This window comes from Andreprevotia lacus DSM 23236 (assembly GCF_900176275.1).
Lineage (GTDB): Bacteria > Pseudomonadota > Gammaproteobacteria > Burkholderiales > Chitinibacteraceae > Andreprevotia > Andreprevotia lacus.
The window spans coordinates 64521-79778 of sequence record NZ_FWXD01000005.1 but is presented as its reverse complement, the minus strand read 5'-3'; the positions used below and the strand labels follow the sequence as shown (position 1 = coordinate 79778).

The 15258-nt window shown below is 61.9% G+C and carries 13 protein-coding genes; 7 read left to right on the top strand and 6 right to left on the bottom strand.

The genetic code is table 11. The features are described 5' to 3' along the window. Positions 1–26: 26 nt before the first annotated feature. The 3 genes from B9A19_RS05565 to parE form a co-directional block, all read right to left on the bottom strand. Entirely contained in the window at positions 27–947 is a 921-nt protein-coding gene (locus B9A19_RS05565) for a phosphotransferase (protein WP_084089733.1), read from the bottom strand. 1039 nt (positions 948–1986) lie between these two features. Continuing rightward, positions 1987–3465 carry an AAA family ATPase gene (locus tag B9A19_RS05560; protein ID WP_139798673.1) on the bottom strand — a complete coding sequence of 493 codons (1479 nt, stop codon included), beginning with the start codon at positions 3463–3465 and terminating at the stop codon, positions 1987–1989. Beyond that, on the bottom strand, positions 3465–5438 hold the full coding sequence (gene parE, locus B9A19_RS05555; protein ID WP_084089732.1) for a DNA topoisomerase IV subunit B: 1974 nt from the start codon (positions 5436–5438) through the stop codon (positions 3465–3467). Before parE ends, B9A19_RS05560 begins: the two co-directional genes overlap by 1 nt. Positions 5439–5636: 198 nt before the next feature. On the opposite strand from parE, the gene B9A19_RS05550 reads away from it, so the two are divergent. The 7 genes from B9A19_RS05550 to B9A19_RS05520 all read left to right on the top strand — a co-directional run bounded on the left by B9A19_RS05550 (position 5637) and on the right by B9A19_RS05520 (position 11921). Further along, the gene (locus B9A19_RS05550; protein ID WP_084089730.1) at positions 5637–6995 is read left to right on the top strand and encodes a DUF2252 domain-containing protein; all 1359 of its coding nucleotides are present in this window, start codon (positions 5637–5639) and stop codon (positions 6993–6995) included. A gap of 381 nt (positions 6996–7376) precedes the next feature. Continuing rightward, positions 7377–7775 (top strand): tautomerase family protein, encoded by a 399-nt coding sequence (locus tag B9A19_RS05545; protein ID WP_084089888.1) that lies wholly within the window; start codon positions 7377–7379, stop codon positions 7773–7775. 12 nt (positions 7776–7787) lie between these two features. Beyond that, on the top strand, positions 7788–8981 hold the full coding sequence (locus B9A19_RS05540; RefSeq protein ID WP_084089729.1) for an MFS transporter: 1194 nt from the start codon (positions 7788–7790) through the stop codon (positions 8979–8981). After that, positions 8975–9307 (top strand): cupin domain-containing protein, encoded by a 333-nt coding sequence (locus B9A19_RS05535; protein ID WP_084089727.1) that lies wholly within the window; start codon positions 8975–8977, stop codon positions 9305–9307. The genes B9A19_RS05540 and B9A19_RS05535 overlap by 7 nt, the downstream gene beginning before the upstream one ends. 170 nt (positions 9308–9477) lie before the next feature. After that, on the top strand, positions 9478–10446 hold the full coding sequence (locus B9A19_RS05530) for a GlxA family transcriptional regulator (RefSeq protein WP_084089726.1): 969 nt from the start codon (positions 9478–9480) through the stop codon (positions 10444–10446). Positions 10447–10730: 284 nt separating this feature from the next. Continuing rightward, positions 10731–11105, top strand: coding sequence for a globin family protein (locus tag B9A19_RS05525; protein ID WP_084089724.1), 375 nt, complete (start codon positions 10731–10733; stop codon positions 11103–11105). A gap of 114 nt (positions 11106–11219) precedes the next feature. Further along, positions 11220–11921 (top strand): aspartate/glutamate racemase family protein, encoded by a 702-nt coding sequence (locus B9A19_RS05520; protein WP_084089722.1) that lies wholly within the window; start codon positions 11220–11222, stop codon positions 11919–11921. Between the two features lie 236 nt (positions 11922–12157). Here the strand turns inward: B9A19_RS05520 and B9A19_RS22010 are convergent, their stop codons facing one another. The 3 genes from B9A19_RS22010 to B9A19_RS05515 all read right to left on the bottom strand — a co-directional run bounded on the left by B9A19_RS22010 (position 12158) and on the right by B9A19_RS05515 (position 15190). Beyond that, on the bottom strand, positions 12158–12541 hold the full coding sequence (locus tag B9A19_RS22010; RefSeq protein WP_139798672.1) for a hypothetical protein: 384 nt from the start codon (positions 12539–12541) through the stop codon (positions 12158–12160). 106 nt (positions 12542–12647) lie between these two features. Continuing rightward, a complete protein-coding gene (locus tag B9A19_RS22005; protein ID WP_139798671.1) occupies positions 12648–13526 on the bottom strand; it encodes a hypothetical protein in 879 nt (292 codons plus the stop codon). Between the two features lie 173 nt (positions 13527–13699). Beyond that, positions 13700–15190 carry a YifB family Mg chelatase-like AAA ATPase gene (locus B9A19_RS05515; RefSeq protein WP_084089721.1) on the bottom strand — a complete coding sequence of 497 codons (1491 nt, stop codon included), beginning with the start codon at positions 15188–15190 and terminating at the stop codon, positions 13700–13702. Positions 15191–15258 lie beyond the last annotated feature (68 nt).

Below are 15258 nucleotides of genomic sequence, written 5' to 3'. Positions count from 1 at the left end.
TGTTTGTGGGTTGCTCCGTGGACCACTTACTTTTCCAATAACGCGCACGCGCCGCGCGCCACTGCATACGCCGCCAGCTTGCGTTCGAACCACGCGCTGTCGCGCCAGCCGGTGAGTTCGGCGTGCTTGATGTCGTCCCACAGGCTGAACAGGTAGCGGCGTGCTTCCCAGCCGGGGGCGCAGGGGTTTTGCGCCAGGTAGTGGTCGAGCAGATTGAAGTCGGCGCGGGCGTCGGGCAGGTGGAACAAATCAAGCTCGCGGTGCGCGTAGCGTGCGCCGGCCGGGTCGATCACTGCGTTCAGCCGCCAGCTTTGCGGGTCGACCATGTAGTTGGCGGCGTGGCCGTCGTCGTGGATGAAGCACGGCGCATCGTCGGCCAGCGGGGCGAGCAGCGGGTCGAGGTCGTCCAGCGTGGCGAACAGCGCGGCTTTCTGCGCGGCGTCGAAGCCGTCTGCGCTGCGCAGGAAATCACAGCGCGCTTCCAGATCGGCGCGGTAACTGGCGGCAAACGTGGGGTATTCGTTGCCCAGCAGGTCCTGGAACATCCTGCTGCCTTGCGCGTGCCAGTGCTGCTGCAGCGCGACGATGTCGGCGATCAGCCCGTCGGCGTGTTCCAGCGGCGTATCGCAGGCGTTCACGCCGGCAATGTGGCTCATCACGAAGGCATCCCAGCCGCCCACGGCGGCCGGCTCGAAATGCAGGATGTCGGGTACGGCGATGTGGGCCGGAGTCATGCTGCGCAGCAGGCGGGTGGCGCGGTATTCGCGCTCGGCAAAGCCGTGGATGCGAAAACGCTTCACCACGCGCAGCGTGCTGTCGGCCAGTTGCACGATGCAGACCTGGCCGTAAAAGCCGTTGAACACCTGTTGCACCACCGGGCGCTCGCCAAACCAGACGAGGGCGCGCTGATGCAGCCAGTCAAAAATGGGTGGATCGAGTTCCGGCATGGCGGGTGTGTGCGGGCGTTGGCGACCTTGCCACTTTAAGTGCCCTGCCACCAGTGTGGAATGTCCTGCATTAGCATTCGCTTTGTCGGGAAATCACCTGACGCGATTGCAAATGCTGGCTACGCCGGGTTTTTCCAGCGGCTTCCCTCGGCCTACGCCGCGTAGGGCGACAACAAGCGTAGCGCGTTGCGCCGTATAGGTATGGTGCGTAGCGGATCATAGGCCGCAAGTTGCGGCGCAATTCGCCAGGCTCATTGCGCCCTACGGTGCGGTGCTTTGTGCGCCCTGCCAGCGTCGTCGTTGCGCTGCGTTTTTTCAGCGGCTTCCCCCGGCCTCGCTGCGTAGGGCGACCACAAGCGCAGCGCGTTGCGCCGTATGGGTTGGTGCGTAGCGGATCATTGGCTGCAAGGCTGTGCGGCGCAATTCGCCGGGCTCATTGCGCCCTACGGTGCGGTGCTTTGTGCGCCTTGCCAGCGTCGTCGCTGCGCTGCGTTTTTTCAGCGGCTTCCCGGTCTCGCCGCGTAGGGCGACAACAAGCGCAGCGCGTTGCGCCGTATGAATGTGGCGCGTGGCGGATCATTGGCTGCAAGGCTGTGCGGCGCAATTCGCCAGGCTCATTGCGCCCTACGGTGCTGACGCCATTTGCAAATGCAGGCTGCACTTTGTCTGCATCGTATTGCCGGGTTTTTCCTGCTGCTTTCTCGGCTTCGCCGCGTAGGGCGACAACAAGCGCAGCGTGTTGCGCAGTATAGGTATGGTGCGTAGCGGATCATAGGCCGCAAGTTGCGGCGCAATTCGCCAGGCTCATTGCGCCCTGCGGTGCGGTGCGGTGCTTTGTGCGCCTTGCCAGCGTCGTCGTTGCGCTGCGTTTTTTCAGCGGCTTTCCCCGGCCTCGCTGCGTAGGGCGACAACAAGCGCAGCGCGTTGCGCCGTATGAATGTGGCGCGTGGCGCCGTATAGGTATGGTGCGTGGCGGAGCATAGGCCGCAAGCTGCGGCGCAATTCGCCGGGCTCATTGCGCCCTACGGAACTGGCGCTGCTAAGCCGGTATGGTCCGCTCGCTTGCCCACGCGCGCAGCATGGCCAGGTCTTCGGCGCGCAGTACCGAGAGCGGCCGGGTGTTTTTCAGCGCCAGCAGCAGGTCGTCCTGCGCCAGCGGGCGGGTGGCGGCGTGGGCTTCCAGCATGGCGGCGCGCACGGCGGCTTCGATTTCGGCGCCGGAGAAACCCGCGCAAGCAGCCAGCAGCGTGTCCAGCTCGAAGCTGTCGGGGTTTTGCTTGCGGCGTTGCAGGTGGCTGCGCAGGATGGCGCGGCGGGCCGGTTCGTCGGGCAGGTCGACGAAGAAGATTTCGTCAAAGCGGCCACGGCGCAGCAGCTCGGGCGGCAGCACGCGCACATCGTTGGCGGTGGCCACCACAAAGGTGTCGGCCTTGCGCTCGTTCATCCAGGTGAGCAAGGTGCCCAGTACGCGGCGTGATACGCCGCCGTCCGCCTCGCCACCGGCATCGCCGGCCAGACCCTTCTCGATTTCATCCACCCACAGCACGCACGGCGCCATCTGTTCGGCGGTTTTCAGCGCCTGGCGCAGGTTGCGCTCGGTTTCGCCGTGGAATTTGTCGTACAGCGCGCCGATATCCAGCCGCAGCAAGGGCAGGCCCCAGCTGCCAGCCACCGCCTTGGCGGCCAGGCTCTTGCCGCTGCCCTGCACGCCCAGCAGCATCAGCCCCTTGGGCGCTTCGATGCCCTCGGCCGGGTGCAAGAAGGCGTTGCGGCGCAGCGCCAGCCATTGCTTGAGGTTGAGAAAGCCGCCCAGCTCGTCCAGCCGGCTATCGGGGAACTCGAACTGCAGGCAGTTGTGGCCGATCAGCTTCTGTTTCTGCTGCAGGATGGGGGTGAGGTCGTCTTGCGTGAGCATGCCGTCGTTGTGCAGCGCGTGGCGCACCAGCCGGCGGGCCACGTCCATCGGCGTGCCGGCCAGGTATTGCACCATCAGCTTGTAGGCCACTTCGTCGGCGCGCGGCGTGGTGCCGTGCTCGCGCTGGTACAGCAGCGCCTCGCTGGAGATCAGTTGCTTGATCTCGGCCGAATCGGGCACCGGCGGGGCGAAATTGGCGGTCATGCTGGCCAGCTCGGGCGGGAGCTGGTCAAAGCTGGGGGCAACCAGCACCAGCATACGGCTGTGTTGTTCGTTCTCTTGCGCCACTTCGCGCAGCTGGCGCAGGGTGATCGCGTCGCCCAGATAGGGATGCGGGTCGAGGAACACCAGAATGCCGCTGCGCCGGTTGGTATCGATGCTGCGCAGTGCGGCATCCAGCGGCATGGTGTCGTATTCCACGCTGCCGCGCACGCCCTGGCGCAGGCCGTCGGCCGCGCTCCACACCGACAGGGTGAGCCGTTCCAGATTGGTGAACTGCTCGATCAGTTCGAGTGTGGCCAGCTCCTGCGTGGTTTCCACCAGCACGATGGGGTAGCGGCAATCCCACAACAGGCGCAGTTTGCGCAGCGGTTCGTTCTGCACTACAGGTCGGCCTCGACTTCATTGCCGCGCGCTTCCAGCCAGGCGCGGCGGCTGCTGGCTTCGCCCTTGCCCATCAGCATGTTCATCAGTTCGCGCGTGTTGCCGCTGACGTCAGCGGGAATGCCCACGCGCAGCACGCGGCGGGTATCGGGGTTCATGGTGGTCTCGAACAGTTGCTCGGCGTTCATTTCCCCCAGGCCCTTGAAGCGCGAAATGCTCCAGGCACCCTCGCGGATTTTCTCGGCGCGCAGCTTGTCGAGGATGGCGGTCAGCTCGCCCTCGTCCAGCGCATAGAACTTGCGCGGCGGCTTGGCCTTGCCACTGCCGGCCACATCGACGCGATACAGCGGCGGCTGCGCCACGAACACATGGCCCTGCGCGATCAGGCCGGGGAAATGGCGATAGAACAAGGTGAGCAGCAGCACCTGGATGTGCGAGCCATCCACGTCGGCATCGGACATGATGATGAGCTTGCCATAGCGCAGGCCGGACAAATCGGGCGTGTCGTTTGGCCCGTGCGGGTCTACGCCCAGTGCCACCGCGATGTCGTGCACTTCGTTGTTGGCGAAGATCTGGTCCTTGTCGACTTCCCAGGTATTGAGCACCTTGCCGCGCAGCGGCAGGATCGCCTGGAAATCCTTGTCGCGCCCCAGCTTGGCCGAGCCGCCGGCCGAATCGCCCTCGACCAGGAACAGCTCGCAGCGCTCGCCCTCGTCGCTGGCGCAGTCGGTCAGCTTGCCCGGCAGCACTGCCACGCCGGACGATTTTTTCTTTTCCACCTTGGTGGCGTTCTTCTGCCGCGATTGCGCGGCGCGGATCGCCAGCTCGGCCAGCTTCTTGCCCAGCTCGACGTGCTCGTTCAGCCACAGCTCGAACGGCGCCTTGACCATGGTGGACACCAGCTTGAGGCCGTCACGGCTGGTCAGCTTGTCCTTGGTCTGGCCCTGGAATTGCGGATCGAGCACCTTGGCGCTGAGCACGAAAGAGCAGCGGCCGAACAGGTCTTCGGGCAGCAGCTTCACACCCTTGGGCAACAGGCTGTGGAATTCGATAAAGGTTTTTACGGCCTGAAACACGCCATCGCGCAGGCCCGATTCATGCGTGCCGCCGGCCGGCGTGGGGATCAGGTTCACATACGATTCACGGTTGACGAGGCCGTCTTCGGTCCAGCTCAGCGCCCAGGCGCAGCCCTCGCCCTTCGAGAACGTTTCGTCGATGCCGTCGATGTATTTCTCGCCGGTCAGGATGGGGGTGATGGGCGTATAGCCGGCAATCTGCTCCGCCAGATAGCCGGTCAGCCCGTCCGGGTAATTCCATTCCTTGTGGATGAACTCGCCATTGGCGGTTTCCACATCCAGCGTGACCACCAGGCCCGGCAGCAGCACGGCCTTGGATTTGAGCAGGTGCTCAAGCTCTCCTTGCGGAATGGTCGGGCTGTCGAAGTATTTCGGGTCCGGCCGCACGGTGACAATGGTGCCGGTATCTTTCTTGGCCACACTGCCGACGCTGCTCAGCGGCTCGCGCACTTCGCCGTCGGCAAACACGATGCGGCTGTGCTCGCCGTCGCGCTTGACCTCGACTTGCAGCAAGGTGGACAGCGCATTGGTGACCGAGACGCCAACGCCGTGCAGACCACCCGAGAACGCATAGGCGCCGCCGTCTTTCTTGTCGAACTTGCCGCCGGCATGCAGCTGGGTGAACACGACCTGCACCGTCGGCACGCCTTCTTCGGGGTGGATGCCGACCGGAATGCCACGGCCGTTGTCGACCACCTTCATGCTCTGGTCGCGATACAGCGTCACGGCGATGGATTTGGCAAATCCGCCCAGTGCTTCGTCGGCGGCGTTGTCGATGACTTCCTGGCAGATGTGCAGCGGGTTGTCGGTGCGGGTATACATGCCCGGCCGATGGCGGACGGGGTCCAGCCCCTTCAGGACCTTGACGGCTGATTCGTCGTAACGCGGTGTGCTCATTGTTTCACGTGAAACGGGTGTAGGTCGGGGCAAGGATAGCACAGTGCCAGTGGGCCATTTACCGCCGCTGTAGTACGCAATGCTGTTGTCATGGTGATGTCTTCGCCATGTCATCCAGCCGGGGCTTAATGCCGGCTTTTACTTCAATCCGCATATACGAATGTTCTAACTAAGCGGATCAATCCTGGAGCTTGAGCAATGAATTTCCACCGTACCCTGATCGCAGCACTTTGCCTGGCTACCTTGCCGGCCGCCTTTGCCGCCACTTCGCGCCCGAGCTGGGTCACCACGCAGATCTACAACTACAACCACCCGTACGCCGCGCAAAACAGTGCCGATCTGGCCACCAAGATGAGCAAGATGAACGGCAGCGCGTTCTACTTCTATCGCGGCACCGATCACATCTTCATGACCGACATGACCACCCTGCCGGCATCAAGCTACACCACCAGCACCACCGCTTATACCTGGCTGGGGGGAGATACCCATCTGGCCAACGTCGGTTCGCAGCGCGACAGCAGCGGTAAATCAGTATTCACCGTCAGCGATTTCGACGAAGGCTATCTGGGCCAATACGTGTGGGATCTGCGCCGCATGGCCACCAGCGTGGTGCTGGCCGGTCGCGAAAACGGTATTTCGGACAGCAACATCACTACCGCCATTAATACGCTGGTGGGCGCCTATGTCGACAAGATGAGCGCCTTCAAGGGCAATGACGACGAAAAGACCTTCCAGCTCTCCAGTAGCAACACCACCAGCTATGTGCAGACCAATATCAAGGATGCCGACGGCAATACCCGCGCCGATCTGCTGTCCAAGTACACCAGCGTGAGCGGCAGCACGCGCAAGTTCCAGAACAAGTCCGATCTGGTGGCCGTTACCAGCGGCACCTACAACATGATTGCCGGCGCCATGTCGTCGTACATCGCATCGATTTCGGCCAGCAAGCAGTACGCTGCCAGCTATTACACCGTGAAGGACATCCACCAGAAGCTGGGTTCGGGCACCGGCAGCCTGGGCCGCATGCGTTATTACATCCTGATCGAAGGCCCGAGCAGCAGCACCAGCGATGACGTGATCCTGGAAGTGAAGCAGGAAACCACCAGCGCTGTTGCCATCGCGCTGCCGGGCCAGCTGCCGTCGTCTGCCTACGCTGGCAACGAGGCCAACCGCGTGGCCCGCACCGGCAAGGCACAGCTGATCAATGCCGATGTGCTGATCGGCTCGGCCTTCATCAACAGCCTGCCGTACTACTTCCACGAAAAATCGCCGTTCCAGGAAGACTTCGACTACACGCAGCTGTCGTCCAGCAGCAAGCTGAACACTGCCATGACCTATGTGGGCCAAGCCTTGGCCAGCGCACACGCCCTGGCTGACAAGGACTACGACAGCACCGTGGTGCCCTACGGCATCGATGCCGAAATCACCAACGCCGTCACCAGCAAGAGCGGCCTGCAGGCCGAGATCGTGTCGTTTGCCTTCGGCTATGCCGATCAGGTGAATCTGGACTGGCAGTCGTTCAAGTCGGCTTATTCGGCGGGTACCCCGCTGTACTGAGCGCCTGTTGCACGCGGCAACCCACTGCTGTGAATTGAACTGCATCAAGAACCCGGCCAGGCCGGGTTCCCGGCTGTTTTCGAGGGTGATGCAACGGCGCTCCCCGCTTGATTCCACGCCCCCCGCCCTCGCCGCCGCGAGGGAGCCTCGCTCCCGCTCGTCAGTGGCGCGGTTGCCGGGGCCGGATGCGCGTGCTCTGTCGCATTCTGCGCAATAGCGCCTCCCGATATCGCATTACGCCGTCCTCTTGGGCAGTGCTTCGGCACTGCCCTTTTTTTCATGGTCTTGGCAGAAATTGACGTTATATTGGCATTCATGCCAAAACGCTGCGTGCGATAGTGAAGCAACTCCGGCATGTGCCGGCTCCCGCAGGAGAACACCATGCCCTATCTGAACCTGAAACTGAGCGTTGCCCCGTCGCCGCAAACCAGCCAGCGCGCCGCCGATATCCTCACCGATCTCACCCACGCCATCCTGGGCAAGAAGCGCGAGCTGACCGCCATTGCCATCGAGTATGTACCGCCGACGCAATGGTTTGTCGGCGCGCAGGCGCTGCAGGGGCAGGCGGCGTCGTTCTATCTGGATATCAAGGTGACCGCCGGCACCAATACCAAGGATGAAAAGGCACAATACGTGCGTGAAGTATTTGCAGCGTTCGAGCGCGAGTTCGGCCCGCTGCAACCGGCCAGCTATGTGGTGGTCGACGATGTGCCGGCCGATACCTGGGGCTGGCAGGGCAAAACGCAGGAATACCGCTATGTACAAGCACTGCCGCTGTAAACGGAGACCGACATGAACATTGCCCAACGCAATATCCGCATCCTGGCGCTGTGCCAGGGTTTGTTCGTGGCGGCGATCTCGATCGACCTCACGCTCACCGGCCTCGCCGGCTACACCTTGGCCAGCGACAAGGCCTATGCCACCCTGCCCTTTGCGCTGATCACCTTTGCCAACATGCTGACCGCGCTGGTGTCGCCACACTGGCAGCAAAAAGTGGGCCGCCGGCTGGGTTTTGCTACCGGTTCGGCCATCGGCGCCGTGGGGGCGGGGCTGTCGGTGCTGGCCATGTACCAGCAGGCGTTCTGGCTGTTCTGCATCGGCACCGCCTGCATCGGCGTGTTCCAGGCTTTTGCCGGTTATTACCGGCTGGCCGCAGCCGATAACGTTACGCCCGAGGCCAAAAGCCGCGCCATTGCCACGGTGCTGACCGGCGGTGTGATTGCCGCTGTGTGTGGGCCGTGGCTGGCCAAGCTCTCGCAAGGCTGGGTGCCACATGTGGCGTTTGCCGGCGCCTATGCCCTGGCCAGCTTGTTCGGCATTGTCTCGCTGGCCTTGCTGCTGCTGTTTTACCGCGATGCCGCCAGCCAGAGCGCTGCGCAGGCCGATACCCGCCCGCCGCGCCCGCTGGGCGAGATCGTGCGCCAGCCCGTGTTCATGGCCGCGCTGGCCAACAATGTGGTCGCCTATACGCTGATGGTCTGCATCATGACTGCCACGCCGCTGGCGATGATTGCCTGCGGCTTTGGTGTGAATGACGGGGCCGGCGTCATCCAGTGGCACATGCTGGGCATGTTTGCGCCGTCGTTTTTCTCGGGCTGGCTGATCCAGCGCTTCGGTCCGGCCGCCGTATCGATAACCGGCGCGCTGCTGACTGCCGCCTGCGCGCTGATCGGCCAGACCTCGAACACACTGCCCTATTTCTATGCTGCCTTGCTGCTGCTGGGCCTGGGCTGGAACTTCATGTTCGTGGCCGGCACCACCCTGCTCACCCAGTCCTACCGCCCGAGCGAGCGCGCCAAGACGCAAAGCGGTGCCGAGTTCACCACCGGTGCGTTTGCCGCCACCGCCTCGTTCGCCGCCGCACCGCTGGTGCAGCATCTGGGCTGGGGCATGCTCAACCGTTTGCTGCTGCCGCTGTTGGTGGTGCCGGTGCTGGCCACGCTGTTCTGGCAGTTCGGTGCACGCCGCCGGGCGCTGGCATGCTGAGCCCCGCAGTCCGCACTGTACGCGCGGCCAGCTTTACCGCCGACCGCGCTTGGGGCGCGCTTGATCTGGCCCGTATTGCCGGCGCCAGCGTGCGCCTGCACTGGACCGATGCGCCCTACCACTGGCACGTGAACAGCGGCGACGAAGTGTTTGCCGTGCTCGATGGCGTGGTCGACATGCACTACCGCATCGGCGCCGAGGAGCAAAGAGTGCGCCTGCAGGCGGGCGACGTGTTCTGTGCCGCGGCTGGCGCGGCGCATGTGGCGTATCCGCAGGGGCAGGCGCGCATTCTGGTGGTGGAGAGCTTGCATGATGCGGATGCCTGAGCGGCGCCACCTGCGAGCGGCAGCGAGGCTCCCTCGCGCAAACGAGGGCGGGGGGTGTGGAATCGAACAGGTTGAGCCGCCGGTTCACCTGCCAAAACGGGTGAGCGCCCGGCTATGCCGGGTGCTTGATGCCGCATGAACCACAACAAACGTCGATATAAAGGCAGGCGATGAGCCGACTGATCGTATTCGTGCTGTACGACGCGGTAAACGTGCTCGACGTAGCCGGGCCGGTCGAGGTGTTCTCGCAACCGTGCCGCAACCGCCCCGCCGGCAGCGCCGAGCCTTACCGCATCGTGCTGGTGTCAGAGCATGGCGGCGCGGTGCGTACCTCGGCCGGCGTACAAATGCAGACCGAGCCGCTGGCGATGCTGGCCGGCGCGGCCATCGATACGCTGATCGTGCCCGGCGGTATCGAGGCCTATCCGGCGCTGTTGCCCATCGCCGCCATGGCCGCACAGCTGGCGCCGCAGGCACGGCGTATTGCCTCGGTGTGCACGGGGGCGGTGATCCTCGCCCATGCCGGGCTGCTGGCCGGCCGGCGCGCCACCACGCACTGGCGCTATGTGCAGCAGCTGCGCGATGCCGACGCCAGCGTACAGATCGAGGCCAACGCGCTCTACGTGCAGGATGGGCCGCTGTGGACCTCGGCCGGCATCTCGGCCGGCATCGATCTGGCGCTGGGGCTGATCGAGGCCGATCTGGGCCACAACGCGGTGATGGCCGTGGCGCGGCAGATGGTGGTGTTCATCAAGCGGCCGGGCGGGCAATCGCAGTTTTCGGCGCCGCTGGCCGCACAAAGCGCCGATGCGCAATTTGCCGACCTGCACGCGTGGATGGCCGCGCACCTGAATCAGGATCTGCGGGTAGAGGTGCTGGCCGAACAGGCGCACATGAGCCCGCGCAGCTTTGCCCGCCACTACACCGCCCGCACCGGCAACACGCCCGCCCGTGCGGTGGAGCTGATGCGGCTGGAGGCCGCCAGCCAGCTGGTGCTGGAGAGCGATCTGCCGCTCAAGCGCATCGCCGCGCAATGCGGCTTTGGCGACGAACAGACCCTGCGCCGCGTATTCCAGCGCCAGCTGGATGCCACGCCGCAGGAATACCGCGAGCGTTTCGGGGCGCGAAGCCCGGCTTAGCGTCGCCAACAAAGCCGTGCTGGCAGCGCTATGCACACCGGCAGTACGGTCTGCGTATCGCATGCCTTGCCGGCACCGCTGCGCCGGGTTTTGTTGGCGGAGCTTGCCGATTTTGTATGGTGCAGATAAAGCTGCATCAAGCGAAAGCAGGCAGATACATCAATTACCCCCGCACAAACCTGTCCATTGTTACGCCGTTTTGAATGTACAGCGCGGTACTAGTTACGCAACCCCTCTTCTTTGCTCCGGTCTATTTGGCATCTTTGTCTTTTCCGGAGCCTACGATGATGGAACGCCTTGCCCAAGCCATCGGTCTGCCCGCGCTGCAGGCCGTCATCGACGATTTCATTGCCGCGCTGCGCCAGCACCCGATGTTTGCCGCCGCCATGAGCGGTGTCGGCCAGCTGGAGCGGCTGCGTCACAAGCTGGTGTCCTTCTGGGCCGCCGTGCTGGATGGCGAAAGCTATCGCGTATCCAGCGCCTCGTTTGCCTCGCTGTTTGCCGGCACGCGTGCCGAATGGCGCGCCGCCTATGCGCTGTTCGCCCGTGCCATCCAGCGCCACGTGCCCGGCTATCTGGCCCGGCTGTGGCAACAGCGGCTGGATTGGTTCGGGCAGTCGTTGCCGCTGCAAGCTGCGCCGGTAGGTGTGCCGGCCTGACGTTGCCGGTGGCATGCACCCGCCTGTACGGGCGGGTTTGCTGGCCGACTGCGCATTACTCCCCTGCTGGCCGCAGTGCTATCGTCATGCCGTGACCCAAGCGCGAGGCGCAGCATGAAAACCATCGGCCTGATCGGCGGCATGAGCTGGGAATCCACCGTGCCCTACTACCGGCAGATCAACGAGGCGGTAAAGGCCCGGCTGGGTGGCCTGTATTCGGCGCGCATCGTGCTCTACAGCGTCGATTTCCACCAGATCGAGCAACTGCAGCGCAGCGGCGACTGGGATACGGCCGGTGCCCTGCTGGCGCAAGCCGCCAGCGCGCTGCAGGCGGCGGGGGCCGAGCTGCTGGTGCTGTGTACCAACACCATGCACAAGGTCGCCCCGGCGATTGAAGCCGCGGTGCACATCCCCCTGCTGCACATTGCCGACCCCACTGCCGCGGCCATCCGCAACGCCGGCCTCGGCAAAGTGGGCTTGCTGGGTACGCGCTTCACCATGGAGCAGGCCTTCTACGTGGAACGACTGCGCCAGCAGCACGGCCTGCAAGTCATCGTGCCCGACGTGGCACAGCGCGAAGAGATACACCGCATCATTTACGACGAGCTGTGCCTGGGGCAGATCAATCCTGCATCACGCGAGGTGTATCGCCACATCATGGCCGATCTGGTCGCCGCCGGCGCGCAGGCCATCATCCTCGGCTGCACCGAAATCGGCCTGCTGGTGGGGGCGGACGACGCCAGCGTGCCGCTGTTCGATACCACGGCATTGCATGCGGCCGGTGCGGTGGAGCTGGCGCTGGCGGGCGGGCAATGAGCACAACCCGTCTGTGAAAAAAGCGGTGCGCAGCTTGCCCCCGAAGCAGCCGGGCAATGTGGCCTGTGCAGGCGCCTGCTATGCCGCGACTATTTGCGTGCTGTGCTGTTCTCTCGGCAAAGGTAGCCGCTGTGTATTGATTGCTTCAGTGATCTGCAGGTGGCACTGAAATGAAAAACGGGGTGTGGCCGATGGTTTAATCGAGAACATGTAAAACGAATTTGTATTTTTTGCATTTAAAATGCACGTGACTTTTTATCTGGCACACATGAGCCGATATAGTTAGTGGTTTTTGTGCCAATCATCATCTGAAATGTATAACCTAATGAAGACCTATCAACTGAGATTTTTTCGACGATATTACTCGGTGCCACAAGATGAAACGTCACTTCATCGCCAGTAAATACTGCGGATACTGCATTTTTCGCAAACCCAGGAACAAACGGCTCCCCCGATATCTGCTTATAGCTGACGGTATTTGTTTGTTCATCCAGTGACAACAGCGCCACATTATTCCTGCCCCCATCTGCGCTACTCTCACACCGCAAGAAAACAGGCGTAGCCAAACAATTTCCGGCAAATATCGAAGTAATCAGCGCTATTTTCAATTTAATCTTCATGGTTTTTCCTATGTGTCACCGTAGAAGCTAGTGGCCAGGACTTGAATTTTTCATGGATTAAGAGGAAGAAAATGAAAAATACAAAATCGAATTATTAACCATTTGGTTAAATCGTATTGTAGTATCGAATAAGAGCTTCCGCTCGTTGTTTGCCATATTGGCTTCCGGTTACAGAATTGAAATGGCGGCTAAATTCTTGTGCAAGCTCACGTTGATTAAGAGGCATATAATTTTTTAGTTCTTTTTTCCATATGTGAAAAAGCCTGACAACCTCATATGACCCTATGTAGGATGGCCCTAAATGATTATCGGCTAATTGAGATACTGTATGAGCTAAATCAAGAAATTCTTTAATTTTCTCATTTGAAATTTTAGGAAGAGGTTGAACAAAGCTGCTTTCAGAAAAGCGCATTTTTGTAATATCTCGGCCAAAAGAATGGCCTGCATCGTTTCTTAATTTGCGAAGTTGATCTAATTTTTTTACTTGATTTGCATAGGGGCATGATCCAAAAAGGCGAGTGTAAGCGCTAATTCGTGCACTCCAATCTCCGCGAACCAGATGCTCTGCATGACTATAAAAATCATATGTATTATTCAATTTCAAAAGGGTGGTGCCATCAACTTGAGCGGAGCCCCCGAAAATTAATGCTGGACGTGATTCCAGAGCAGCAGTAGCAACTTGCGCAATATATGTTTCTAGGTAGCCACAAATTGCTATGACTGCCGCCATCTGCGCCCATTGATTAAATTCTGAATAATTATCAGCCCAATCCCCAAGTGTATCAGCTAGGCGTTGAGGATTGTCTGGTAAGCTAAAAATTTTCGTAGCCGAATCCGTTCGGCTGTATGGGCGTGTTGAGGCATAGGCAAATTTCAATGTAGCTTGGTTTGCCCAATAAATGTCGTTAAAATGAGTGTGGTGTCTTTTAAAAAGACGCCACGCTAACGTGTACTCAGAAAAAGTAGCATCTCTATTAAATTTCATAATTGGTTATGTATAATAATTGAGATTATTATTGATCCTGTTAAAAAGAAAATGAAGATATGAAGAACATATGCTCATTTTTTGTATTTTGCATCGATTATTATCTTACCGGATAGCTGCAGAATTACGGAACACGCGGTTACTTACACAGCAAACGGCGGCTGTTCACCCCCTCACAACGCCCGCCGATACTGTATCGCCTCGGCAATGTGCCGGCTCAGTATCGTGCTGCTGCCTGCCAGGTCGGCGATGGTGCGCGCTACTTTCAGTACGCGGTGATAGGCGCGGGCGGATAGACCCAGTTTGTTGAGCGCATTCTGCAGCAGCAGCCGGCCGGCGTCGTCGGGCTGGCAGTGCAGGTCGATGTCGGCGCTGCCCAGTGCGGCGTTGGGCTTTTGCTGGCGTGCCAGCGCCCTGCCGTGGGCAGCAATGGCGCGGGCGCGCACGGTGGGGCTGGGTTCGCCGTCGGCGGCGGCCAGCAGGGCGGTGTCGGGCAGCGCCGGTACTTCCACCAAGAGGTCGATGCGGTCCAGAAACGGGCCGGACAGCTTGCCGCGATAGCGCGCCACCTGGTCGGGTGTGCAGCGGCAGGGTTTGCCGTGGTGGCCCAGATAGCCGCAGGGGCATGGGTTCATCGCGGCCACCAGCTGAAAGCGCGCTGGGAATTCAACGGCACGCGCCGCGCGGCTGATCAGGATGCTGCCGGTTTCCAGCGGCTCGCGCAGCACTTCCAGCACGCGGCGATCAAACTCGGTCAATTCATCCAGAAACAGCACGCCGTGGTGCGCGAGCGAGATTTCGCCGGGCTGCGGCACCGCGCCGCCGCCCACCAGCGCCACGCCGGATGCCGTGTGGTGCGGATTTCTAAAAGGGCGCTGGCCAAAGCGCGCCATGTCAAAGCCGCCGTGCGACAGCGATTGCACATTGGCCACATCCAGCGCTTCGTTGATGCCCAGCGGTGGCAGCAGGCCGGGCAGGCGCTGCGCCAGCATGGATTTGCCGGTGCCGGGCGGGCCAACCAGCAAGATGGAATGCTGCCCGGCGGCGGCGATTTCCAGCGCACGTTTGGCCTGCAGCTGGCCGCGTACCTCGCGCAGATCGGGGTAGACGGGTTCCGCTGGTGGCGGCGCTGCCGGCGGGGCGTGCAAGGGTTCGTTGCCGGCCAGATAGCGGCACACGGCCAGCAGGTGGTCGGCGGCGAGTACTTTGGCATCGGGGTAGAGCGCTGCCTCGGCCGCGCTGGTGGCGGGCAGGATCAAACTGCGGTTGGCGGTGCAGGCGGCACGCCCCAGCGCCAGCCCGCCGCGCACCGGGCGCAAGTCACCCGCCAGGCCCAGCTCGCCGGCAAATTCGAGCGCATTCAGCTGCTCGGCCGGCAACTGCCCGCTGGCGGCCAGGATGCCGATGGCAATCGGCAGGTCGAACTGGCCCGATGATTTGGGCAGGTCGGCCGGGGCCAGGTTGACGGTAATCTTGCGCGCGGGGAATTCAAACCCCGCCATCAGCAGCGCGGCGCGCACGCGGTCGCGGCTTTCTTTCACCTCGGCTTCGGGCAGGCCGACGAGGTTGACCGCCGGCAAACCGTTGGCCAGATGGACTTCAACGGCAACCGGCAAGGCATTCAGGCCGACCAGCGCGCGGCTGTGGACGATGGCGAGTGACATGGAATCATTCAAAGCGGTGACGGCTTGTTTATAGTGTAGCTACCGTTCATCCGCTCAACTGACAAGCA

Coding starts and splice junctions, on each gene's coding strand:
- B9A19_RS05565 (WP_084089733.1), bottom strand. CDS start 947: ATGCCGGAACTCGATCCACCCATTTTTGACTGGCTGCATCAGCGCGCC.
- parE (WP_084089732.1), bottom strand. CDS start 5,438: ATGAGCACACCGCGTTACGACGAATCAGCCGTCAAGGTCCTGAAGGGG.
- B9A19_RS05550 (WP_084089730.1), top strand. CDS start 5,637: ATGAATTTCCACCGTACCCTGATCGCAGCACTTTGCCTGGCTACCTTG.
- B9A19_RS05545 (WP_084089888.1), top strand. CDS start 7,377: ATGCCCTATCTGAACCTGAAACTGAGCGTTGCCCCGTCGCCGCAAACC.
- B9A19_RS05540 (WP_084089729.1), top strand. CDS start 7,788: ATGAACATTGCCCAACGCAATATCCGCATCCTGGCGCTGTGCCAGGGT.
- B9A19_RS05535 (WP_084089727.1), top strand. CDS start 8,975: ATGCTGAGCCCCGCAGTCCGCACTGTACGCGCGGCCAGCTTTACCGCC.
- B9A19_RS05530 (WP_084089726.1), top strand. CDS start 9,478: ATGAGCCGACTGATCGTATTCGTGCTGTACGACGCGGTAAACGTGCTC.
- B9A19_RS05525 (WP_084089724.1), top strand. CDS start 10,731: ATGATGGAACGCCTTGCCCAAGCCATCGGTCTGCCCGCGCTGCAGGCC.
- B9A19_RS05520 (WP_084089722.1), top strand. CDS start 11,220: ATGAAAACCATCGGCCTGATCGGCGGCATGAGCTGGGAATCCACCGTG.
- B9A19_RS22010 (WP_139798672.1), bottom strand. CDS start 12,541: ATGAAGATTAAATTGAAAATAGCGCTGATTACTTCGATATTTGCCGGA.
- B9A19_RS22005 (WP_139798671.1), bottom strand. CDS start 13,526: ATGAAATTTAATAGAGATGCTACTTTTTCTGAGTACACGTTAGCGTGG.
- B9A19_RS05515 (WP_084089721.1), bottom strand. CDS start 15,190: ATGTCACTCGCCATCGTCCACAGCCGCGCGCTGGTCGGCCTGAATGCC.